Source organism: Xenophilus arseniciresistens, from assembly GCF_028023875.1.
Taxonomy (GTDB): Bacteria; Pseudomonadota; Gammaproteobacteria; order Burkholderiales; family Burkholderiaceae_C; genus Xenophilus; species Xenophilus arseniciresistens.
The window spans coordinates 521,860-543,742 of the sequence record NZ_JAQIPB010000003.1 but is presented as its reverse complement, the minus strand read 5'-3'; the positions used below and the strand labels follow the sequence as shown (position 1 = coordinate 543,742).

18 protein-coding genes are annotated in these 21,883 nt (G+C 70.7%); 14 read left to right on the top strand and 4 right to left on the bottom strand.

The annotated features are described in order from the left end of the window. Positions 1-2: 2 nt before the first annotated feature. The gene (locus tag PGB34_RS11185; RefSeq protein ID WP_271428150.1) at positions 3-1,016 is read right to left on the bottom strand and encodes a tripartite tricarboxylate transporter substrate binding protein; all 1,014 of its coding nucleotides are present in this window, start codon (positions 1,014-1,016) and stop codon (positions 3-5) included. Positions 1,017-1,155: 139 nt separating this feature from the next. Here PGB34_RS11185 and PGB34_RS11180 point away from each other — a divergent pair, with 139 nt between their 5' ends. Together PGB34_RS11180 and PGB34_RS11175 are read left to right on the top strand one after the other, a co-directional pair. Beyond that, positions 1,156-2,061: a LysR family transcriptional regulator gene (locus PGB34_RS11180; protein WP_271428149.1), complete on the top strand. Its 906-nt coding sequence runs from the start codon at positions 1,156-1,158 to the stop codon at positions 2,059-2,061. Positions 2,062-2,139: 78 nt separating this feature from the next. Continuing rightward, on the top strand, positions 2,140-2,952 hold the full coding sequence (locus tag PGB34_RS11175) for a type III pantothenate kinase (RefSeq protein ID WP_271428148.1): 813 nt from the start codon (positions 2,140-2,142) through the stop codon (positions 2,950-2,952). 19 nt (positions 2,953-2,971) lie between these two features. Here the strand turns inward: PGB34_RS11175 and PGB34_RS11170 are convergent, their stop codons facing one another. The 3 genes from PGB34_RS11170 to PGB34_RS11160 are packed head-to-tail and all read right to left on the bottom strand — an operon-like array spanning position 2,972 to position 5,630. Beyond that, complete coding sequence (locus tag PGB34_RS11170; RefSeq protein WP_271428147.1) at positions 2,972-3,310, bottom strand: hypothetical protein; 339 nt, start codon at positions 3,308-3,310, stop codon at positions 2,972-2,974. Next, complete coding sequence (locus PGB34_RS11165) at positions 3,307-4,404, bottom strand: M14 family metallopeptidase (protein ID WP_271428146.1); 1,098 nt, start codon at positions 4,402-4,404, stop codon at positions 3,307-3,309. The genes PGB34_RS11170 and PGB34_RS11165 overlap by 4 nt, the downstream gene beginning before the upstream one ends. Further along, positions 4,401-5,630 carry a M20 aminoacylase family protein gene (locus tag PGB34_RS11160; RefSeq protein WP_271428145.1) on the bottom strand — a complete coding sequence of 410 codons (1,230 nt, stop codon included), beginning with the start codon at positions 5,628-5,630 and terminating at the stop codon, positions 4,401-4,403. Before PGB34_RS11160 ends, PGB34_RS11165 begins: the two co-directional genes overlap by 4 nt. A 134-nt stretch (positions 5,631-5,764) precedes the next feature. Between PGB34_RS11160 and argE the strand changes: the two genes are divergently transcribed. From argE to PGB34_RS11100, 12 genes are all read left to right on the top strand, one after another. After that, a complete protein-coding gene (gene argE / locus PGB34_RS11155; protein ID WP_271428144.1) occupies positions 5,765-6,955 on the top strand; it encodes an acetylornithine deacetylase in 1,191 nt (396 codons plus the stop codon). Next, complete coding sequence (locus tag PGB34_RS11150) at positions 6,948-8,222, top strand: DUF445 domain-containing protein (RefSeq protein ID WP_271428143.1); 1,275 nt, start codon at positions 6,948-6,950, stop codon at positions 8,220-8,222. The genes argE and PGB34_RS11150 overlap by 8 nt, the downstream gene beginning before the upstream one ends. Positions 8,223-8,430: 208 nt before the next feature. Then, entirely contained in the window at positions 8,431-9,762 is a 1,332-nt protein-coding gene (locus PGB34_RS11145) for an MFS family transporter (RefSeq protein ID WP_271428142.1), read from the top strand. A 25-nt stretch (positions 9,763-9,787) separates the two neighbouring features. Beyond that, positions 9,788-11,425 carry an acetolactate synthase large subunit gene (locus PGB34_RS11140; protein WP_271428141.1) on the top strand — a complete coding sequence of 546 codons (1,638 nt, stop codon included), beginning with the start codon at positions 9,788-9,790 and terminating at the stop codon, positions 11,423-11,425. Further along, positions 11,425-12,819 (top strand): aldehyde dehydrogenase family protein, encoded by a 1,395-nt coding sequence (locus PGB34_RS11135; RefSeq protein ID WP_271428140.1) that lies wholly within the window; start codon positions 11,425-11,427, stop codon positions 12,817-12,819. The genes PGB34_RS11140 and PGB34_RS11135 overlap by 1 nt, the downstream gene beginning before the upstream one ends. Further along, on the top strand, positions 12,816-13,946 hold the full coding sequence (locus PGB34_RS11130; RefSeq protein WP_271428139.1) for a zinc-dependent alcohol dehydrogenase family protein: 1,131 nt from the start codon (positions 12,816-12,818) through the stop codon (positions 13,944-13,946). The genes PGB34_RS11135 and PGB34_RS11130 overlap by 4 nt, the downstream gene beginning before the upstream one ends. Positions 13,947-14,005: 59 nt before the next feature. Then, the gene (locus tag PGB34_RS11125; RefSeq protein ID WP_271428138.1) at positions 14,006-14,923 is read left to right on the top strand and encodes a poly(R)-hydroxyalkanoic acid synthase subunit PhaE; all 918 of its coding nucleotides are present in this window, start codon (positions 14,006-14,008) and stop codon (positions 14,921-14,923) included. Between the two features lie 11 nt (positions 14,924-14,934). Continuing rightward, the gene (gene phaC / locus PGB34_RS11120) at positions 14,935-16,035 is read left to right on the top strand and encodes a class III poly(R)-hydroxyalkanoic acid synthase subunit PhaC (RefSeq protein ID WP_271428137.1); all 1,101 of its coding nucleotides are present in this window, start codon (positions 14,935-14,937) and stop codon (positions 16,033-16,035) included. A 13-nt stretch (positions 16,036-16,048) separates the two neighbouring features. Continuing rightward, positions 16,049-17,017: an alpha/beta fold hydrolase gene (locus tag PGB34_RS11115; RefSeq protein WP_271428136.1), complete on the top strand. Its 969-nt coding sequence runs from the start codon at positions 16,049-16,051 to the stop codon at positions 17,015-17,017. After that, on the top strand, positions 17,014-18,996 hold the full coding sequence (locus tag PGB34_RS11110; protein ID WP_271428135.1) for an acyl CoA:acetate/3-ketoacid CoA transferase: 1,983 nt from the start codon (positions 17,014-17,016) through the stop codon (positions 18,994-18,996). The genes PGB34_RS11115 and PGB34_RS11110 overlap by 4 nt, the downstream gene beginning before the upstream one ends. An 86-nt stretch (positions 18,997-19,082) precedes the next feature. After that, a complete protein-coding gene (locus tag PGB34_RS11105; protein ID WP_271428134.1) occupies positions 19,083-21,269 on the top strand; it encodes an ATP-binding protein in 2,187 nt (728 codons plus the stop codon). Continuing rightward, on the top strand, positions 21,266-21,883 hold the full coding sequence (locus PGB34_RS11100; protein ID WP_271428133.1) for a response regulator transcription factor: 618 nt from the start codon (positions 21,266-21,268) through the stop codon (positions 21,881-21,883). Before PGB34_RS11105 ends, PGB34_RS11100 begins: the two co-directional genes overlap by 4 nt.

Sequence of the window (21,883 nt, the reverse complement as noted above, 5' to 3'; positions counted from 1 at the left end):
GCTTATTCGGCGGTGATGCCCTGCGTGCGGATCAGCTCGCCCCAGCGCCGCGCGTCGGCCTGCACCAGGCGCTGGAACTCCTGCGGCGTGCTGTGGGCGGGCGTCATGCCCTGCGCCTCGAAGGCCTTGGCCACCTCGGGTTCGCGCAGGATCAGGCGCAGCTCCTCGTTCACGCGCTGGATGAAGGACTCGGGCGTGCCGGCGGGCGCGAAGATGCCGTACCACATGTCCACGTTCAGGTCGCCGATCTTCAGCGTGTTCAGCGGCGGCACCTCGGGCAGCAGCGGCGAGGGCTTGTCGGAGCTGATCGCCAGCGCCTTGAGCTTGCCGGCCTTGATGTGCTGCAGGGCCACGTGGATGGGCAGGAACATCACGTCGATCTGGCCGCCCAGCAGGTCGGTGACGGCCGGCGCAGTGCCGCGGTAGCTGATGTGCGTGAGCGAGACCTTGCCGCGGCTCTTGAGCAGCTCCATGGCCAGGTGGTGCGGCGTGCCCGCGCCCGGCGAGCCGTAGTTCAGCACGCCGGGGTTCTTCTTCGCGAAGTCCATCAGGCCGGTGAGCGAATCGAACTTCACGCGCGGGGTGGCCACCAGCAGCAGCTGGCCCCAGCTCGTGAGGCTGATGGGTGCGAGGTCCTTGACCGGATCGAAGCCCAGCTTGGGGTACAGGGCCGCGTTCATCACCACCGTGTTCACGGTCACCAGCAGGGTGCTGCCGTCGGGCGTGGCGCGCACCACTTCCTGCGTGCCGATGTTGCCCGAGGCGCCGGGCTTGTTGTCCACGAAGAAGGGGCGCTTCAGGCGCTGCGACAGGGCCGGGCCTGCCAGGCGCGCGATCAGGTCGATGCCCGTGCCCGGCGTGAAGGGCACCAGCAGGCGCACCGGGGCCTGGCTGTCTGCGGCGCGGGCCAGGCCGGCGGGGCCCAGCGTCAGCGCCGCCGCGCCGGCAAGCAGCGCCTGGCGGCGGGAAACGGCGGCCGCGGCGCTCGCGCCGATGGAAGTCGGAAGGCGGTTCATGGTGTCTCCTTGGCGGTGGCGGATGTCCTGCGCGAGGCGTGCGCGGCGGGCATGCGGACCCGGACATCCTTGACGGAGAATTTCAACCGCTTCCCTGCGTTGAATCAAACGGAACATTTTGGTGAATTCATCAGCGAAATTGATCAATGTCAGCAGCCGGCAACTGCTGGCCTTCCTCGAGATCTGCCGCCACCAGAGCTTTGCCCGCGCGGCCGAGCGCGTGCATCTGTCGCCGTCGGGCGTGAGCATGCTGGTCAAGGAGCTGGAGCAGCAGGTGGGCGCGCGCCTGTTCGAGCGCACCACGCGCTCGCTGACCCTGACCGATGCGGGCCGGCGCCTGGTGCCCTTCGCCGAGCGCGTGGTCGAGCAGCTGCGCGACCTCGATGAAGCCGTGCGCGGCTCCGAAGCCGCGATCCGCTCGCGCCTGAACGTGGCGGCCACGCCCATCGTGGCCACCAGCCTGCTGCCGCGCGTGATCCGCCAGTTCGGCCACACCCATCCGCACGTGCGCGTGCATGTGGCCGACGGCGACGTGGGCCTGGTGCGGCAGAACCTGTTGGCCGGCGAGGCCGACATCGGCCTGGGCTTCTTCGTCAAGCCCGCGGTGGGGCTGGTGCGCGATTCGGTGCGCCGCTTCAGGCTGATGTGCATCAGCCCACCGGGCACGGCGCCCCCGGGCCTGGCCCTCAGCCGCCCCTGGCGCAGCCTGGCCGGCCTGCCGCTGGTGTGCCTGCCGCCCGGCAACCCCATCCAGGCGCTGGTGGAAGCGCACCTGCCGCGCGGCCGGGCCCGCAACGAGAACCGCACGGCGATGAACTTTTTAGGCACCCTGATCGCCATGGTGGAGGCGGGCCTGGGCCATGGCGTGGTGCCTTCGTTCGTGCTGGAGGAGTGCCTGCGCCACGGGCTCAGCGTCTCGATGCTGGTGGAGCCGGCCGTGCACCTGGACCTGTTCGCCGTCACGCGCCGCGGCGCACCGCGCGATGGCGTGGCCGCCGACTTCGTGGCGGCCTTCAAGCAGGCGGCGCAGCAGATGGATTGCTGAGAAGCCGTGAACAAGTCCTCCCGCGCAGGCGACAGCCCCCGGCTGGCCCGGCCCGGGCCAGGGTGAATAATCGCGCGCATGCAGCAGCAAAGCCCTGATCGCGCCCTCCTGGCCATCGACATTGGCAATACCCGCCTGAAATGGTCGCTCTATGCGCGCGGCGAACCCGGTGCGCCGCTGCTGGCGCATGGCGCCGAGTTCCTGGACCACATCGACCGCCTGGCCGAAGGGCCCTGGGCCGAGCTGCCCGTCACGCCCACGGCCATGCTGGGCTGCGTGGTGGCCGGCGAGCATGTGCGGCGCCGGGCCGAGGAGCAGATCGCCGAGGCTTTCGACTTCTCGCCGCGCTGGGCCGTCTCCAGCGTGGCCGAGGCCGGCATCGTCAACGGCTACGACCATCCCACGCGCCTGGGCGCAGACCGCTTCGTGGCGATGATCGGCGCGCGCCACCGCATGCTGGCCGCGCAGGCCGGCGCCGCGCCGCGGCCCATCATCGTGGTGCTGGTGGGCACGGCCGTGACGGTGGAGGCGATCGACGCCGAAGGCCGCTTCCTGGGCGGGCTGATCCTGCCGGGCCACGGCATCATGCTGCGCGCGCTCGAATCGGGCACGGCCGGCCTGCACGTGCCCACGGGCGAGGTGCAGATCTTTCCCACCAACACCAGCGATGCGCTCACCAGCGGCGGCACCTACGCCATCGCCGGCGCCGTGGAGCGCATGGTGCAGCACCTGCGCCAGCATTGCGGCGCCGAGCCCGTGTGCTACATGGCCGGCGGCGCGGGCTGGAAGATGGCGCCGTCGATGATCGGCAGCTTCGAGCTGGTCGAGAGCCTGATCATGGACGGGCTGCTGGTGATCGCGCAGCAGCGCGAGCAGCAAAGGCTCGCGTAAGCCAAGGCCCTGCGCGCGCTCAGGCCGCGGCGTGGCCGGGCTTGGGCTGCAGCACGAAGGCCGGCGGCGGCTGGGCCTGCATGAATCGCTCGGCCACATGCGCCGCATGGCGGTGCGCCCGCACCCAGGCCTGCGCATCCTTGCTGGCAGGGCTTTTGTCTGCGCCTTGCTGCGCTTTCTCTTCGGACTGCGCCGCCAGGAAGCAGCGCATCAGCGCCTCGGGCCCGCCCAGCTGCGCTTCCAGGCTCTGCGCGTAGGCCTGCGCGGCCTGCACGCGGTCCAGCGGGTCGGCCACGCTGCCCCACACGTCGACGTCGTAGCTGCGTCCGGACAGCGGGGTGAGCGAGAGCATGCTCATCGGACCAGCCCGTCCACCGCCTGGAACATGGCCTGCCGCGCCTGGCTGATGACCTGGCCTTTCCAGGCGTCGGTGTCGGTGTAGAAGGCCTGGCGCATGCGCTGGCGGATGGTGGCGGCCAACTCGGGCGCGGCCTCGGGATGCAGGTGCAGCCAGTGGTCGCCGCGCAGCGCGGCCAGCACTTCCAGCAGCGGCTCGGTGCCGTACTCCAGCGCGATGCTGGTGATCTGCGCCTGCGGGCACTCGTCATAGGCCGCGTTGATGATCAGGCCGCGCAGCTCGGCCGAGGTGGAGCTGCCGTCGTACATGGAGGTCACGGGCGTGCTGCCGCCGCCGTCCCACCAGGCGCGCGCACGGGCCAGCTCGGCGCCGTCGTTGTGGCCGGCAAAGATGCGCTCGCCATGGCCGTTGGGCCCCAGGCCGGTGTGCAGGTCGATCCAGGCGATGCGCGAAGCCTTGCGCGCATGGCGGCGCAGCAGCGTGCGCAGGGTGCGGTTGCTCCAGGTGGCGGCCTGGCCGCCGAAGAACAGTCCGTCGGCGAACTGGTACTGCCCGCCCGAGACCGCGGCCTGGAAGGCCTGCACGCCGTGGCGGGCCATCCAGGCGGCCATCTCGGCCTCGTCGGCGGGCGAGGGCGGCCACTGCGCCGGCAGCAGCAGCGCATGCAGCTGCGCATAGGCCTTGTTGGCCGGCAGGGCGTGGCCGAAGTCCACGAAGTTGCGGTTCAGGTCCACGTTCTCCTGCGTCACGCGCCGCCCGTGCGAGAAGCCGTGCGGGTTCAGCGCATGCAGGTACAGCACGGCCACGCCCGCGTCGCGGGCCTTGGCGCGCCATTCGTCGTCGTGCAGCGCAAAGGCCTGCACGCCGCTGCCGCAGTGGCCTTCGACGCCGTGGCAGGCGCTGCTCACGATGAGCAGCCGCTGCGCATCGGCGGGGCCGTCGAATGCGGCGTCCAGCGCCAGCGGCTCGCCCTGCGCGCCGGGCAGCGGCAGGGGCTGGGAGTCCACCGCCAGGCCCGCCGCCAGGCAGCCGCGCAGGAACTTCTGCCGGGCCAGCGCGTAGCTGTCGCTGAAGGCCTCGGCCACGCCGATCATTTGAAGCGCTCCGGCCGTCCCTGCACAAAGCGCTCCGGCGCTTCGGCCAGGAAGCGCTCGGCCAGACGTACCCAGATGGTGGCGCCCAGCGGGATCAGGTCGTCGTTGAAGTCGTAGCTGGGGTTGTGCAGGGTGCAGGGGCCTTCGCCATGCAGCGCGTCGCGGTGCGTGCCGTCGCCGTTGCCGATGAAGGCATAGGCGCCGGGGCGCGCCAGGAGCATGAAGGCGAAGTCCTCGGAGGTCATGGCCGCCTCCTGTTTGAGCACGTTCTGCGGGCCCACCACTTCGGCCATCACCTCGCGCGCGAAGTCGGCCTCGGCCGGCGTGTTGATGGTGGGCGGGTAGTAGCGCTCGAAGCGGAAATCGCACTCGGCGTCATGCGCCGCGCAGATGTGTTCGGCGATCTGGCGCATGCGCGATTCGATCAAATCCAGCACCTCCATCGAGAAGGTGCGCACCGTGCCGGTCAGCTCGCAGTCGTTGGGGATCACGTTGTTGGTGTCGCCCGCGTGGATGGTGGTCACCGAGATCACGGCCGAATCGGTGGGCTTCATCTTGCGCGTGACGATGGTCTGCCAGGCCTGCACCAGTTCGCAGGCGATGGGCACCGGGTCGATGCCCGTGTGCGGCAGCGCCGCATGGCCGCCCTTGCCGCGCACCGTCACGTAGAACTTGTTGCCCGAGGCCATGGCCGGCCCGGGGCTGACGGCCAGCTGGCCGGCCTTCATGCCGGGCCAGTTGTGCATGCCGTAGACCGCGTCCATCGGGAAGCGCTCGAACAGGCCGTCCTTGATCATCGCGTCGGCGCCGCCGCCGCCTTCCTCGGCCGGCTGGAAGATCAGGTACACCGTGCCGTCGAAGTTGCGGTGCTTCGCCAGATGCTGCGCCGCGGCCAGCAGCATGGCCGTGTGGCCGTCATGGCCGCAGGCGTGCATCTTGCCGGCATGCCGGCTGGCATGGGCGAAGGTGTTGATCTCCTGGATGGGCAGGGCGTCCATGTCGGCGCGCAGGCCCACGGCGCGCGCGCTGCTGCCGTTCTTGAGGATGCCCACCACGCCGGTCTTGCCCAGCCCGCGATGGATGGGAATGCCCCACTGCGTGAGCTGCGCCGCCACCACGTCGGCGGTGCGCACTTCCTCGTAGCCGAGTTCGGGATGGGCGTGCAGGTCACGCCGCACCGCGGCAATGCCGGCGGCCTGGGTGACGATGGTGTCGATCAGTTTCATGAACGGGAGTCTAGGCCGGGCCGGAGGGCGCTGCCAGGCGAAGCAATACCGATGCCCGCACAAGGGTTGAGACCGTGCGCTCGCCAATCCCGTGCAGGCAGGGCGGGCGCGGGCCTTGCCCCACAATGGTTGCCATGCCCACCCCCACGCTCCCCACGCTTTCTGACCAGGGCCTGGCCTTCGCCCAGTCCCTGGTGCGCATGAACACCGTCAGCGCGAACAGCAACCTGCAACTGATCGACTTTGCGCGCGAGCACCTGGCCAGCCTGGGTGTGAGCAGTCGCATCACCTACAACGCCGGACGCACCAAGGCCAACCTCTTCGCCACGCTGGGCGAGGGCCGGCCGGCCGGGGTGATCCTCTCGGGCCACACCGACACCGTGCCCTGGGACGGCCAGGCCTGGACGGTGGACCCGCTGTCGGCCCTGGTGCAGGACGGCCCCGAAGGCCCCAGCCTCTACGGCCGCGGCTGCGCCGACATGAAGGGCTTCATCGGCATCGCGCTGGCGCAGGCCAGGCACTTCCTGGAAAGCGACGCGCCCTTCGCGCTGCACCTGGCGCTGAGCTACGACGAGGAGGTGGGCTGCTTCGGCGTGCGCGAGCTGATCGCCGACATGAAGGAGGCCGGCATCCGGCCCGTGGCCTGCGTGGTGGGCGAGCCCACGCTGATGGTGCCGGCCATCGCGCACAAGGGCGTGTACCGCTGGCGCTGCTGCGTGCGCGGCAAGGAGGCGCATTCCTCGCTCACGCCGCAGTCGGTCAACGCCATCGAGATGGCGGCGCGCGTGATCGGCAAGGTGCGCGACATGGCCGAGGGCTTCGAGGCGAACGAGCCGCGCTACCCCGGCTTCGACGTGCCCTTTTCCACCGCCAGCGTGGGCCAGTTCCACGGCGGCATCGCCGACAACGTGGTGCCGCGCGATGCCGAGTTCCGCTATGAATTCCGCAACCTGCCCACCGTCGATGCGCAGGCCCTGCAGCGCGAGGTGGAACAGTACGCGCGCATGCTGGAGCCGCGCATGCAGGCCGTGGCGCCCGGCACCGGCTTCTCCTTCGAGAACACCTGCGAGGTGCCGGCCTTCCAGGGCTCGGCCGGCGACGCCATCACGCAGCTCGCGCAGCGCCTGTCGGGCGAGGCGGGCACCACGCTGGTGGCCTTCGGCACCGAAGCGGGCCTGTTCCGCGGCGCGGGCATTCCCACCGTGGTCTGCGGCCCCGGCAGCATCACCCAGGCCCACCAGCCCGACGAATACGTGAGCCTGGCGCAACTGGCCCGCTGCGAAGCCTTCGTGCAGGGCCTGGCCACTGCGCGCGAAATTGCCTGAAAGAAGCCCCGGCCCCACCGACCCCGCGGCGCGCATGAAGCGCGTGGCGCTGGCCCTGCTGGCGGGCGCGGCGCTGCTGTATGCGCTGGCCGTGTGGGGCGGGCGCGCCCATCCGCATGCGGGCTGGGGCTGGCTGGCCGCGGGCGCCGAGGCCGCGATGGTGGGCGCCATGGCCGACTGGTTCGCGGTGGTGGCGCTGTTTCGCCACCCGCTGGGCCTGCCCATCCCGCACACGGCCATCCTGCCCGCGCGCAAGGCGCGGCTGGGCCGCAACCTGGCCGACTTCATCTGCGACAACTTCCTGGCCACGCCGCAGGTGCTGGCCAAGCTGCGCAGCTTCGATGCGGCCGGCCGCATCGCGCACTGGCTCATGCAGAGCGCGCATGCGCAGCAGCTGGGCGCGCAGGCCGTGGCGCTGGTGCGGCTGGCGCTGGGCGCGCTGGACGATGCGCGCGTGCGCGACTTCGTGGCGCGCGCGGCCGGCGCCGGGCTGCGGCACATCGACGTGGCGCCGCTGGCCGGCCAGCTGCTGGGCGCGCTCACGGCCCAGGGGCGGCACCAGGCGCTGCTCGACGAGGTGCTGGGCCAACTGGCCGAGCTGCTGGACGACGAGGCGCTGCAGGAGCAGTTGACCGACGCCATCGCCCGCGAGGTGAAGGCGCTGCGCTACGTGGGCCTGGACCAGGTGGCCGCGCGGCTGGCCACGCGCAAGATCGTGGCCGCTGTGGCGCGCACGCTGGGCGAGACGGCCGCTTCGCCCGGGCACCCGCTGCGCCTGCGCTTCGACCGCTTCATGGCCACCTTCATCGAGCGCCTGCAGCATGACCCCGGGTTCATCGCGCGCGGCGAGCGCTGGCGCGACGAGCTGCTGGCCCATCCGGCCCTGGCCGGCTATCTGCAGGGCCTGTGGGGCCAGCTGCGCGACTGGCTCGATGCCGACCTGGCGGCCAACGAGGACTCGGCGATCCGCCAGCGCGTGAGCCTGCTGGCGGCCGGGCTGGGCCGGCGGCTGGAAGCCGACGAAGCCATGCGCCACTGGCTCAACGAACAGATCCTCGGCGCCGCCCCGGCGCTGATCGAGCGCTGGCGCGAAGACGGGCGCCGCTACATCGAGGAACGCGTGGCCGCCTGGGACACCGATGCCCTGGTGCGCGAGGTCGAGCGCAACATCGGCCGCGACCTGCAGTTCATCCGCATCAACGGCACGCTGGTGGGCGGGCTGGTGGGGCTGCTGATCCACGCCCTGACGGTGCTGGGCATCGGCTGACAGACCCCGGGCGCGCGCCGCTGCGCGCCGTTCAAACCGCCCGGAGCTACGGGTTTTCCCCTGCGTGCAACTACAGAGGCCGTCGCCCGACGACTACGGACGACAGCGCGCGTGTGCCTGAACACACTGCCGCCAGGCCATGTCGGTACGCGGCGCGAGACGCCGCACCTGTGGCCCCACTGATCCCGTTCAGACACAGGAGACATCGATGACAACCGTCAACACTGCTTCCGCCGTGCCCGTGTCCACATCAGACTCGGACGGCTACACCGCGGCGGAAAAACGCCACCGCATCTTCTCCATCATGGCGGCCTCTTCGGGCAACCTGGTGGAGTGGTTCGACTTCTACGTCTACGCCTTTGCGGCGCTGTACTTCGCGCCGGCCTTCTTCCCCAAGGCCGACCCGACGGTGCAGCTGCTCAACACCGCGGCCGTGTTCGCCGCGGGCTTCCTCATGCGGCCGATCGGCGGCTGGCTGTTCGGCCGCATCGCCGACCGGGTGGGCCGCAAGACCTCGATGCTGATCTCGGTGCTGATGATGTGCGGCGGCTCGCTCGTCATCGCCGCGCTGCCCACCTACGCGCAGATCGGCGCATGGGCGCCCTTCCTGCTGCTGCTGTGCCGCATGTTCCAGGGCCTGTCGGTGGGCGGCGAGTACGGCACCACCGCCACCTACATGAGCGAGATCGCCATGCGCGGGCGCCGCGGCTTCTACTCCTCCTTCCAGTACGTGACGCTGATCGGCGGACAGCTGACGGCCGTGCTGGTCATGGTGATCCTCGAATCCCTGCTGAGCACCGACGAGCTCAAGGCCTGGGGCTGGCGCATCCCCTTCGTCATCGGCGCGCTGGCGGCCATCGTCGCGCTGCTGCTGCGCCGCACGCTGCATGAGACGCAGAGCGAAGAGTCCCGCTCCAGCGAAGGGGCCGGCACCATCGCCGGGCTGTGGCGCAACCACCGCGGCGCCTTCCTGGCCGTGCTGGGCTATACGGCCGGCGGCTCGCTGATCTTCTACACCTTCACCACCTACATGCAGAAGTACCTGGTGAACACGGTGGGCCTGCCCATCAAGACCGCCAGCTACGTGATGACCGGCGCGCTGTTCGTCTTCATGTGCCTGCAGCCGGTCTTCGGCGCGCTGTCCGACCGCATCGGCCGGCGCAACAACATGCTGCTGTTCAGCAGCCTGGCCGTGCTGGCGACCGTGCCCATCCTCACCGCGCTGCGCTACGCGAGCAGCCCCACGACGGCCTTCATGCTGGTCACGGCGGCACTGGCGATCATCAGCCTCTACACCTCCATCAGCGGCATCGTCAAGGCCGAGATGTTCCCGCCCGAGGTGCGTGCGCTCGGCGTCGGTTTGGCCTACGCCATCGGCAACGCGCTGTTCGGCGGAACCGCCGAATACGTGGCGCTGGGCCTGAAGGCCATCGGCTACGAAACCACATTCTTCTGGTACGTCACCGCCATGATGGTGATCGCCCTGATCGTCAGCCTGCGCCTGCCCAAGCAGCCGCAATACCTGCAGCACGAACGCTGAACAAGAAAGACCTGGGAGTCACCCCATGAAAGCCGCTCAACTCTTTGTCAAGGCCCTGGAAAACGAAGGCGTCGAATACATCTTCGGCATTCCGGGCGAGGAAAACATCGACGTGATGGACGCGCTGCTGGACAGCCCCATCACCTTCGTGACCTGCCACCACGAGCAGGGCGCCGCCTTCATGGCCGACGTGTACGGCCGCCTGACCGGCCGCGCGGGCGTGTGCATGTCCACGCTCGGCCCCGGCGCCACCAACCTGATCACCGGCGTGGCCGATGCCAACATGGACCGCGCGCCCGTGGTGGCCATCGCCGGCCAGGGCGCCACCACCCGGCTGCACAAGGAAAGCCACCAGATCCTCGACCAGGTCAGCCTGTTCAAGCCGATCACCAAGTACGCGACCCAGATCCTTGCGCCCGAGATCGTGTCAGAGGTGGTGCGCAAGGCCTTCAAGGTCGCGCAGGCCGAAAAGCCCGGTGCCGCCTTCATCGACTTCCCCGAGAACGTGGCCGAGATGGAGGTGCCGGCCGGCAAGCAGCCCATCCGCGTGCAGACCGCCTACACGGCACATGCGCCGGCCGCCAAGCTCGAGCGCGCCGCCGAGCTGATCAGCGCCGCCAAGGCGCCCGTGATCCTGGCCGGCAACGGCGTCATCCGCCAGGGTGCCGATAACGCGCTGGTCACCTTTGCCGAGATGCTGCACATCCCGGTGGCCAACACCTTCATGGCCAAGGGTGTGGTGCCCTTCACCAACCCGGTGTCGCTGGGCACCATCGGCCTGAAGGCGCGCGACCTGCCGTGGTTCGCCTTCGAGAAGGCCGACGTGGTGATCTGCGTGGGCTACGACATGGTCGAGTACCACCCCGACATGTGGAACCCCAATGGCGACAAGACCATCATCCACATCGACGGCCTGGCGGCCGAGGTCGACGAACGCTACATCGTCGCCGTGGGCGTGCTGGGCGACATCTCCAACTCGCTGCGCTCGATCGCGCTCAAGGCCAAGCCGCAGCCCGCGGTACCCTTCGGCGCGGTGCGCCGGGCCATCGAGCAGGACCGCGCCGAGCATTCGACGGACGACGCCTTCCCCATCAAGCCGCAGAAGATCGTGTGGGACCTGCGCGAGGCCCTGGGCCCGGAGGACATCGCCATTTCCGACGTGGGCGCCCACAAGATGTGGATGAGCCGCATGTACCGGGCCGAGCGGCCCAACACCTGCATCATCTCCAACGGCTTCGCGGCCATGGGCATCGCGGTGCCCGGCGCGATCGCGGCCAAGCTGGTGCATCCCGATCGCACGGTGGTCGCCGTGACGGGCGACGCCGGCTTCATGATGAACTCGCAGGAGATCGAGACCGCGCTTCGCATGAAGACCGCCATCGTGATCCTGATCTGGAACGACTCCGAGTACGGCCTGATCACCTGGCACCAGCTGCGCCACTTCGGGCGGCCCAGCCACATCTCCTTCAACAACCCGGACTTCGTGAAGTACGCCGAGAGCTTCGGCGCCAAGGGCTACCGCGTCCAGCGTGCCGAAGACCTGCTGCCCACGCTCAAGCAGGCCATCGCCGACGACACGGTGGTGGTGATCGACTGCCAGGTGGACTATGGCGAGAACATGAAGCTCACCAACCGCCTGAAGGCGCTGACCTCGCCGCTGTGATGATGAACAGGCTGCTGGAAGTGCGCTCGCCCTACGGCGGCGAGCTGCTGGCCACACTCCCCACGGCAGGCGAGGAGCAGGTGGAGCAGGCGCTGGCGACGGCGCAGGCGCTGTTCCGCAACCGCGATGCCTGGCTGTCGCCGACGCGGCGCATCGAGATCCTGCGCAAGGCCGTGCGCCTGATGGAGGAGCGCGCCGACGAGCTGGCCCTGGAGGCCGCGCGCGAGGGCGGCAAGCCGCTGCTCGATTCGCAGGTGGAGGTGGCGCGCGCGATCGACGGCGTGCAGAACTGCGCCGAGCTGCTGCGCTCCGAGGTCTGGCACGGCGTGCCGATGAACATCAACGCCGCTTCGGCCGGCCGCGTGGCCTTCACCGTGCGCGAACCCGTGGGCGTGGTGCTGGCGGTGAGCGCCTTCAACCATCCGCTGAACCTGATCGTGCACCAGGTGGGGCCGGCGCTGGCGGCCGGCTGCCCGGTGATCGTCAAGCCCGCGGCCGAGACGCCGCTGTCGTGCCTGCAGTTCGTCGAGATCCTGCGCGAGGCCGGCCTGCCGCGCGAGTGGTGCCAGCCGCTGATCATCGAGGACACGGCGCTGGCCACCCGGCTGGTGGCCGATGCGCGGATCGGCTTCTTCAGCTTCATCGGCAGCGGCCGCGTGGGCTGGATGCTGCGCTCCAAACTGGCGCCGGGCGTGCGCTGTGCGCTGGAGCATGGCGGCGTTGCGCCCGTGGTGGTGGCCGCCGACGCCGACCTGGACGCGGCCGTTCCCCGGCTGGCCAAGGGCGCCTTCTATCACGCAGGGCAGGTGTGCGTGTCGGTGCAGCGCATCTTCGCCCACCGCTCGGTCGCGGCTGAACTCGCGCGGCGCATCGCGGACCTGGCCGGTGCCATGAAGGTGGGCGACCCCACGCTGGCGGTCACCGAGGTCGGGCCGCTGATCCGCCAGCGCGACGTCGAGCGCGTCGATGACTGGGTGCGAGAGGCGGTTCAGGGCGGCGCCCGGCTGCTGTGCGGCGGCACGCCGCTGGCGCATGGCTGCTACGCGCCGACCGTGCTGCTCGAGCCTCCGGCCGGGGCCAGGGTGTCGACGCAGGAAGTCTTCGGCCCGGTCGTGTGCGTCTACGCCTATGACGACATGGACGAGGCGATCGCACGCGCCAACGCGCTACCCGTGGCCTTCCACGCCGCCGTTTTCACGCGCGACCATGCCACCGCCATGCGCGCCTATTCCCGCCTTGATGCCTCCACCGTGATGATCAACGACCACACCGCCTTTCGCGTCGACTGGATGCCCTTTGCCGGCCTGCGCGAGTCGGGCCTGGGCGTGGGCGGCATCCCCTTCACCTTCCGCGACATGCAGACGGAAAAGATGTTCGTAGGAGCCATGCCATGAAAACCCGTGTCGCGGTGCTGCGCCAGGCCGGCCTTCCCCACCCCTATGCCGAATCGAAGCCCCTGTCCATCGAGGAGGTCGAGCTGGCGCCGCCGGGCCGCGACGAGGTGCTGGTGCGCATTCGCGCGGCCGGCCTGTGCCATTCGGACCTTTCGGTGATCAACGGCGACCGCCCGCGCCCGCTGCCCATGGCCCTGGGCCATGAGGCCGCCGGCGAAGTGATGGCGCTGGGCGAGGGGGTCCATGACCTGGCCGTGGGCGACCACGTCGCGCTGGTCTTCGTGCCCAGCTGCGGGCACTGCATGCCCTGCAGCGAAGGGCGGCCCGCGCTGTGCGAACCCGGCGCGGCGGCCAACGGCGCCGGCACCCTGCTGTCGGGCGCCCGGCGGCTGGCGGACGGCGACGGTGGCGTCGTCAACCACCACCTGGGCTGCTCGGCCTTTGCCGAGCATGCGGTGGTGTCGCGCCGCTCGCTGGTCAAGCTCGACCCCGCGCTGCCCTTCGACGAGGCCGCGCTCTTCGGCTGTGCCGTGCTCACCGGCGTGGGTGCGGTCGTCAACACGGCGCAGGTGCGCGCGGGCCAGAGCGTGGCGGTGCTGGGCCTGGGCGGCGTCGGGCTGGCGGCCGTGATCGGCGCCGTGGCGGCCGGCGCGCGCGAGGTCGTCGCCATCGACCTGTCGCCCGCCAAGCGCGAGCAGGCGCTGGCCATGGGCGCGACGCTGGCCTTCGACGGCGCCGACCCCGAATGCGTGGACAAGGTGCGCGCAGCCACCGGTGGCGGGCTGGACCATGTGTTCGAGTTCGCCGGCTCGGTGCGCGCCTTCGAGACGGCCTACCGCATCACCCGCCGCGGCGGCACCACCACCACCGCCGGACTGCCGCCGCCGAACGCGGCCTTCGGCCTGCCCATCGTCAACCTGGTGGGTGAGGAGCGCACCATCAAGGGCAGCTACATCGGCACCTGCGTGCCCACGCGCGACATCCCGCGCTTCGTGGCGCTCTACCAGCGCGGGCGCATGCCCGTGAACCGGCTGATGAGCGGGCGCCTCACGCTCGATGAGATCAACGAGGGTTTCGACCGGCTGCATGCGGGCGAGGCGATCCGGCAGGTGGTGGTGTTCCCATGAGCGCCGCCCGGCCGCCCGAAGGCGCTCGCACCGCAGCGCGTCTGCGCGAAGGTCATCCAATGAGCGCAGAGCGCACCTCGAAGGGAAGGGCCGCTTCCGGCGCGGCGCAGGACGAGCCCGTGGCCGCGGCCTTTGCCCCCTGGGACGCCCAGTGGCTGGCCGACCAGCAGGCGGCCTGGCGCAAGCTGCTGGGCTGGCCCGGCGCTGCGGCGGGGCAGGGCGAGGGCCCGCTGGAGGCGCAGTTCGCGCAGATGAGCGAGAGCTGGCAGGCCTCGATGGCCAAGTGGAGCGAGCTTGCCAGGGACCTGCCCGTGGGCGAGATGCCCGATGCCGCGAAGCTGCGCGAGATGTTCATGCCCGAGCGCGCGGCGGCCCCGGGCGCCGGCATGCTCGACGCCACCTTGCAGCGCATGCTCGAAGGCCCGCGCTACGCCACGCTCTGGGACCTGGACCGCAAGCTGCTGGCGTGCAACCGCCAGGGCCTGCAGCGCGACAAGGATGCCGCCGCACTGCAGGCCGTGCTTCACAAGGCCTGGGGCCTGGCCTTCGAGCGCTTCTGCGCGGCGCTGCGCACGCAGCCCGAAGAGGAGCGCCCGCATAGCTGGCGCGGCCTGACCGACCAGTGGCTGGCCGCTGTCAACAGCACGCTGATCGAGACCTACCGCAGCCCCGAGTTCCTGCAGGCGCAGCGGCAGTTGCTGCGCTCGGTGTCGGAGCTGCAACTGAAGGAGCGCGAGATCGCCGAGGCCTGGTGCAAGCTCGCGCACCTGCCTTCGCGCAGCGAAGTGGACGAGCTGCAAAAGCAGGTCAGCGAGCTGCGCCGCGAACTGCGCCTGGCCCGCCGCGCGGCCGGGCCTGCCGCTGCGCCTGCCATCGCCGCCCCCGCAAAGCCGGCGGCAAAGAAAGCCGCCAAGGCTGCCGCCAAGACCGCCCCGGCGGCGCCCCGGCGCCGCACGCGCGGCGCTGCATCGTCCTGAGGAGCCCGCCCATGCCCAAGAACCTCCATCCCGCCGCGCAGGTGCTCGAGGAGATGAACGCGCTGAACCTGAAGCTGGCGCGCGGCCACCGGATGCTGCAGCGGATCAAGGACGAGCAGGTGAAGATCGCCACGGCCGACAAGGAAGTGGTGCTGCGGCAGGACAAGACCACGCTCTACCGCTACAAGCCCACGGCGAAGCGCCGCATCGGCACCCCGGTGCTGGTGGCGTACGGGCAGGTGGGGCGCTACACCATGACCGACCTGCAGGAAGACCGCTCGCTGCTGCGCAACCTGCTGTCGCTGGGGGTGGACGTGTACGCCGTGGACTGGGGCAGCCCCAGCCGCGGCGACCGCTGGCTCAGCTTCGAGGACTACGTGGAGGTGTACCTGGCGGGCTGCGTGGAGCACATCTGCGCCGCGCACGGCCTGCCGGCCATCAACCTGCTGGGCATCTGCGAAGGCGGTGATTTCTCGCTGTGCTACGCGGCGCTGCACCCGCAGCGCATCCGCAACCTGATCCTCACGATCACGCCGGTGGACTTCCACCAGGACCAGGCGGAGGGCCGGCCCGGCCACGGCCTGATCAACCTCTGGGCGCGCAGCCTGGAAGACGAGGACATCGAGCGGCTGATTGAAGCCAACGGCAACCTGCCGGGCGAGCTGATGAGCCATGCGTTCTCGCAGATGACGCCGGCCGCCAGCCTGTCCAAGTACAACCTGGGCCTGCTCGACACCTTCGACGACGAAGGCAAGCTGCTGAACTTCCTGCGCATGGAGAAGTGGCTGGCCGACCGGCCCGACCACCCGGGCGAGGCGGCCAAGCAGCTGCTGATCAACCTCTACAAGAACAACGAGCTGGCGCGCGGCGAGTTCCGCATCGGCGAACGCACCGTGGACCTGCGCGCCATCACGTCTCCGGTGCTCAACGTCTATGCCAAGGACGACCACATCATCCCGCCCCCGACCACGCGGGCACTGGGCGCGCTGGTGGGCACGCGCGACTACACCGAGCTGGGCCTGCCGGGCGGCCATGTGGGCGTGTTCGTCAGCGGCAAGTCGCAGGGCGTGCTGGGCAAGGGCATCGTCGACTGGCTGGGCGCGCGCGACTGATGGCTGTTCCTGCATGAAGCGCGCTCCGCAACCCACGCTCAAGGAGGTCCAGGTGCTGGGCCCCCACGGCTTTCGCCGCCTGGCCTATGCGCAGTGGGGGCCCGAGAAGGCCGAGCAGACCGTGGTGTGCGTGCACGGCATCTCGCGCAACGGCCGCGACTTCGACGTGCTGGCCGCCGACCTGGCGGCGCACGGCCTGCGCGTGGTCGCCCCCGACCTGCCGGGCCGCGGGCGCAGCGACTGGCTGGGCGGCCCCGCCGACTACACCGACCGGGCCTATGTCGAATCGATGGCCGCGCTGATCGCGCGGCTGGACGTGCCGCAGCTGGACTGGGTGGGCAGCTCGCTGGGCGGCCACATCGGCATGATGGTGGCGGCCGAGCGCGCAAGCCCCCTGCGCCGGCTGGTGCTCAACGATTTCGGCGCGCGCCTGTCGGCGCAGGCGCTGCGGCGCATCGGCAGCTACCTGATGAAGGACTGGCGCTTCGCCAGCCTCGAAGAGGGGCAGGCGCACCTGCGCGAGCTGCATGCGCCCTTTGGCCGCCTGAGCGACGCGCAGTGGCAGCACCTGGCCGAACACAGCCTGCGCAGCGACGGGCGCGGCGGCTGGCGCTTCCACTTCGACCCGGCTTTTGGCCGCCGCTTCGCCGTGCCCATCATGTTCGACGTGGTGCTGTGGGCCTTGTGGGATGCCATCGACCGCGAGGTGCTGATCCTGCGCGGCGAGCATTCCGACCTGCTGGAGGCGGCCACGGTGCAGGAGATGCTGCGCCGGGGGGCGGCAGCGGCCGCCGGCCGCGTGCAGGCGGTGGAGCTGCGCGATTGCGGCCATGCGCCTGCGCTCATGGACCCGCACCAGATCGCGCTCGTGCGGCGCTTCCTGATGGGCGAGGGCGCGGGAGGGGCGGCGCCAACCGAAGCGCCGCCGCCGCGCGCCGCGCAGAAGGCGCCGAGACAGAAAAAAGGAGTCACCACGCCATGATCCGGGACAAGATCACCACCGCCGCGGAAGCCGTGGCCCTGATCCGCGACGGCGACATGGTCAGTTGCTCGGGCTTCGTGGGCATCGGCACGCCCGAGGCCCTGCTGGCGGCGCTGGAGCGGCGCTTCCTGGAAACCGCCGCCCCGCGCGATCTCGGGCTGATCTTCGCCGCGGCCCCCGGCGACGGCGCGCAGCGCGGGTTGAACCGGCTGGCGCACGAGGGCCTGGTGCACCGCGCCGTGGGCGGCCACTGGGCGCTGGTGCCCCAGCTCTCGCGCCTGGCGCTGGAGGGCAGGATCGAGGCCTACAACCTGCCCCTGGGCATCATCTCCAACCTCTACCGCGATGCTGCCGCGCGCCGCGCGGGCACGCTCACCAAGGTGGGCCTGGGCACCTTCGTCGATCCGCGCCAGGGCGGCGGGCAGATCAACGCCATCACGGTGGAGCCGCTGGTGAAGCTGCAGTCCATCGACGACGAGGAGTGGCTGTTCTACAAGGCGCCGCGCATCGACGTGGCGCTGATCCGCGGCACCACGGCCGATCCGGCCGGCAACGTGACCATGGAGCGCGAGGCCCTGCTGCTGGACGCCCAGGCCGCCGCCATGGCCGCGCGCAACGCCAACGGGCTGGTCATCGTGCAGGTCGAGCGCATCGCCGCGGCCGGATCGCTGGACCCGCGCCGCGTGGTGGTGCCCGGCGTGCTGGTCGATTGCGTGGTGCTGGCCGAGCCGCAGACCCACCAGCAGACCTATGCCACCAGCTACAACGCCGCCTTCTCGTCGGAAGTGCGGGTGCCGGTGGATCGCATCGCCGCCGCGCCGCTGGACGAGCGCAAGCTGATCGCGCGGCGCTGCGCCTTCGAGCTGCCGCTGGGCGGCGTGGTCAACCTGGGCATCGGCATGCCCGAGATGGTGGCCGCGGTGGCCGCCGAGGAACGCGTGCTCGACCACCTGACGCTCACGGCCGAACCCGGTGTGATCGGCGGCATGCCGCAGGGCGGGCTGGACTTTGGCGCGGCCGTGAACACGCAGGCGCTGCTGCACCAGAACCAGCTTTTCGATTTCTACGACGGCGGCGGGCTGGACCTGGCCTGCCTGGGCATGGCCGAGGTGGACGGGCAGGGCAACGTCAACGTCAGCCGCTTCGGCCCGCGCCTGGCCGGCGCCGGCGGCTTCATCAACATCAGCCAGAACGCGCGCCGGCTGGTGTTCGCGGGCACCTTCACGGCCGGCGGCCTGAAGGTGAGCGTGGAAGACGGCAAGGTGCGCATCACCGAGGAAGGCCGCCAGCGCAAGTTCGTCAGCAAGGTGGAGCAGATCACCTTCAGCGGCGCGCATGCGGCCGGGCGCGGCCAGCCGGTGCTCTACGTGACCGAGCGCTGCGTGTTCTCGCTGGCGCCTGGCGGCGGGCTGCGGCTGGACGAGGTGGCGCCTGGCATCGACGTGGAGCGCGACATCCTGCGCCTCATGGACTTCCGGCCGATCATGGGCGAGCTCAAACCCATGGACGCGCGCCTGCTGCGGCCCAAGCCCATGCAGCTGCGCTCGCTGCTGGGCGACCTGGAGCTGTCCGATCGCCTGAGCTACGAGCCGCAGCGCAACATCCTGTTCGCCAACTACGAGGGCCTGGCGATCCGCGAGCCGGCCGACATCGACAGCATCCGGCGCGTGTTCGAGGCCCTGTGCAGCGGCATCGGCCGCAAGGTCAACCTGGTGGCCAACTACGACGGCTTCCGGCTGGACGAGACCCTGAGCGACGCCTACTTCGAGATGGTGCAGGACCTGGAGTCCAGGTTCTACGAATCGGCCCGGCGCTACACCACCAGCGCCTTCATGCGGGCCAAACTGGGCGCCGCGCTGGCCAGCCGCGACGTGGCGGCGCATGTGTTAGAGAAGCAGTCCGAGGCCCTCGAGTTCCTGCGCGGCCGCCGCGAGGGCGCCGAACCGCCCGCCGAGGCGCGGCCGGCGCGCGCCGGCTGAGCGCCGCAGGCTGCTGCCGGCCAGCCCTATCATCGGGCCGGTCCAGACCCCGCCGGGGACTGCTTCAACTCGCCATGTCCGCCCACATGCCGAATCCATCGCCCGCCGTGCCGGCGCCCGCGTCGGCGCAGCGGCACGACTGGCGGCTTTCCTTCGTGGTCTGGGCCGTGGTGCTGGCCGCCACGCTGGTGCTGATCGCGCTGGCCGGCCAGTGGGCGGCCGATCGCGAGGAGCACCAGAAGGTGGGCGCGATGCGGCGCGCGGTGGAGCTGCACGCGCTGGGCCTGAGCGATGCGGCCGGCAAGCATCGGCACCTGCCGCACACGGTGGGCCTGCATCCGCTCATCCAGGCCGCCCTGGCCCGGGCGCAGGACGGCGAGGCCATCCGCCGCGCGAACCTCTACCTGCAGGAAGTCAACCAGGTCGCGGGCGCCGAGGCGCTCTACCTGATCGACCTGAAGGGCCTGACGCTGGCGGCCAGCAACTGGAACTCGCCGCTGAGCTTCGTCAACGAGTCCTATGCCAACCGGCCCTACTTCCTGGATGCCGCGGCCGGCAGGCAGGGCCTGTTCTATGGCGTGGGCCAGACCACCGGGGAGCCGGGGCTGTTCATCGCGTCGCCGGTGCGGGCGCCCGCCGACGGCAGCGTCATCGGCGTGGTCGCGGTGAAGGTGAGCTTCGATGCGCTCCAGCAGTCATGGGCCGCGGAGCGGGACCCGGTTTTCGTGACCGACGCGCGGGGCGTGGTGTTCCTCAGTTCGGAGCCGTCCTGGCTCTATGCCGCCACCCGGGCGCTCGACGCCGAGGACCTGCGCACCATCCGCCAGAACCTGCAGTACGGCGACCGCACCCACTTCGCGCGTCTGCCCTGGCAGCGCAGGCCCGAGGCAGAGCCCGTGCCCTCGCGCTATCTGGTGGATGCCCGCGTCGCCGGCAAGTCGCGCCGGCTGCTGGCCATGGAGGGGCCGCTGGCCGAGCTGGGCTGGAGCCTGACCGTGACGGCCGACCACGGCGACGTGGCGCTCGCGCGCGAGCAGGCCTGGCTCATCGGCCTGCTGGCGGCCACGGTGCTGTTGCTGGGCGGCCTGTACTGGCAGTTGCGCGAGCGCCGCTTCGTAGAGCAGCGCAATGCCCGCCGCGACCTGGAGATCCGCGTGCGCGAGCGCACCCAGGCGCTGGACGAGGCCCACGCCGTGCGCAAGGCGATGGAGGACTCGCTGCCCGTGGGCATGGGTGCGCGCGATCTTGAGGGCCGCATCACCTACGTCAACCCGGCCTTCTGCACCATGACGGGCTTCGAGGCCGGCGAGCTGCTCGGGCGGCTGCCGCCCTACCCATTCTGGGATCCGGACGAGATGACGCTGCTGTGGCAGCGCTACGAGGCCACCATCCGCGGGCAGTCGGGGCGGGTGGGCCTGGAATCGCCCATGCGCCATCGCGACGGGCATGCGCTGATCGCCATGGTCTACACCGCGCCGCTGATCGATGCGGCCGGCCGGCACACGGGCTGGATGAATTCGATCGTCGACATCACCGAGCAGAAGCGCGCCGAGGAACGCCTGCGCCGCCACGACGAACAGCTGCAGCACGCGCAGCGCCTGGCCAGCCTGGGCGAGATGGCCTCCACGCTGGCGCATGAGCTGAACCAGCCGCTGATGGCGCTGAGCAACTACGCCAGCGCCGCCCAGGCCTTCGCGCTGCAGGGGCGGCAGGCGCTGCTGCTCGAGAGCCTGGGCAAGGCCGTGGCGGAGGTCGAGCGCAGCGCCGACATCGTGCGCGGCATCCGCGGCTTCGTGCGCCACCGCACCATGGGCATCGAGAACTGCGCCGTGCCCGCACTCGTGGCCAACGCGCTGGCGCTGCTGCAGGGCGAGCTGCACCAGCGCAAGGCGCGCGCCACCGTGCAACTGCCGCCCGATCTGCCCCTGGTGCGCGGCGACCGCGTGCTGCTGGAGCAGGTGCTGCTGAACCTGCTTTCGAACGGCCTGCAGGCCATGCAGGCCACGCCGCAGCCGCAGCGCGTGGTGAGCATCGACGCCGAACTGCGCGCGGGCCGCGTGCAGATCCGCGTGGCCGACCGCGGCTGCGGCATCGACGCCGCCCTGGCCGAGCAGGTGTTCGCCCCCTTCTTCACCACCAAGGCCGAGGGCCTGGGGCTGGGGCTGAACATCTGCCGGACCATCGTCGAAGCCCATGGCGGCAAGCTCTTCTTTGCCGCGCGCGAAGGCGGCGGCACGACCTTCACCCTCGAACTCGAGATCACGCCCTCATGAATGCCACCGTCGTGAATCACCTGTGCATCGTGGACGACGACGAGTCCGTGCGCACATCGCTGGGGCTGCTGCTGCTGTCGCGCGGCTACGCGGTGCAGGCCTTCGCCTCGGGCGAGGACTTCCTGGCGCAGGCCGACCTGCAGCGCGCAGGTTGCGTCGTGCTGGACCTGCGCATGACGGGCATGAGCGGGCTGGAGGTGTTCCATGCGCTGCGCGCCCAGGACAGCCCGCTGGTGGCGATCTTCCTGTCCGGCCATGGCGACATCCCCGCGGCCGTCGAGGCGGTGCAGAAAGGCGCCTTCGGCTGGCTCGAGAAGCCGTGCAACAACGAGCGCCTGCTCGACACCATCGCCGCGGCCCTGGCGCATGCCGGCGAGCTGGCCGCCCGCAGCCAGGCCCGCCGGGCCGCCCAGGCGCTGTGGGATCGGCTGACCCCGCGCGAGAAGCAGGTGGCGCTGCTGGCGGCCGAAGGCAAGCCGAACAAGCAGATCGCCAGGGAGCTGGCGCCCATGGAACAGCGCACCGTGGAGACCCATCGGGCCCACGCCTTTGCCAAGCTCGGCGTGGCCAACAGCCACCAGCTCGACCGCTTCCTGCGCGAGCACGGGCTGTAG

Bases quoted from the DNA above. Each gene is read 5' to 3' on its own strand.
- PGB34_RS11100 (WP_271428133.1), top strand. From the start codon at position 21,266: ATGAATGCCACCGTCGTGAATCACCTGTGCATCGTGGACGACGACGAG.
- PGB34_RS11125 (WP_271428138.1), top strand. From the start codon at position 14,006: ATGAGCGCAGAGCGCACCTCGAAGGGAAGGGCCGCTTCCGGCGCGGCG.
- PGB34_RS11110 (WP_271428135.1), top strand. From the start codon at position 17,014: ATGATCCGGGACAAGATCACCACCGCCGCGGAAGCCGTGGCCCTGATC.
- PGB34_RS11145 (WP_271428142.1), top strand. From the start codon at position 8,431: ATGACAACCGTCAACACTGCTTCCGCCGTGCCCGTGTCCACATCAGAC.
- PGB34_RS11105 (WP_271428134.1), top strand. From the start codon at position 19,083: ATGCCGAATCCATCGCCCGCCGTGCCGGCGCCCGCGTCGGCGCAGCGG.
- PGB34_RS11185 (WP_271428150.1), bottom strand. From the start codon at position 1,016: ATGAACCGCCTTCCGACTTCCATCGGCGCGAGCGCCGCGGCCGCCGTT.
- PGB34_RS11170 (WP_271428147.1), bottom strand. From the start codon at position 3,310: ATGAGCATGCTCTCGCTCACCCCGCTGTCCGGACGCAGCTACGACGTC.
- PGB34_RS11165 (WP_271428146.1), bottom strand. From the start codon at position 4,404: ATGATCGGCGTGGCCGAGGCCTTCAGCGACAGCTACGCGCTGGCCCGG.
- argE (WP_271428144.1), top strand. From the start codon at position 5,765: ATGCCCACCCCCACGCTCCCCACGCTTTCTGACCAGGGCCTGGCCTTC.
- PGB34_RS11115 (WP_271428136.1), top strand. From the start codon at position 16,049: ATGAAGCGCGCTCCGCAACCCACGCTCAAGGAGGTCCAGGTGCTGGGC.
- phaC (WP_271428137.1), top strand. From the start codon at position 14,935: ATGCCCAAGAACCTCCATCCCGCCGCGCAGGTGCTCGAGGAGATGAAC.
- PGB34_RS11135 (WP_271428140.1), top strand. From the start codon at position 11,425: ATGATGAACAGGCTGCTGGAAGTGCGCTCGCCCTACGGCGGCGAGCTG.
- PGB34_RS11175 (WP_271428148.1), top strand. From the start codon at position 2,140: ATGCAGCAGCAAAGCCCTGATCGCGCCCTCCTGGCCATCGACATTGGC.
- PGB34_RS11140 (WP_271428141.1), top strand. From the start codon at position 9,788: ATGAAAGCCGCTCAACTCTTTGTCAAGGCCCTGGAAAACGAAGGCGTC.
- PGB34_RS11130 (WP_271428139.1), top strand. From the start codon at position 12,816: ATGAAAACCCGTGTCGCGGTGCTGCGCCAGGCCGGCCTTCCCCACCCC.
- PGB34_RS11160 (WP_271428145.1), bottom strand. From the start codon at position 5,630: ATGAAACTGATCGACACCATCGTCACCCAGGCCGCCGGCATTGCCGCG.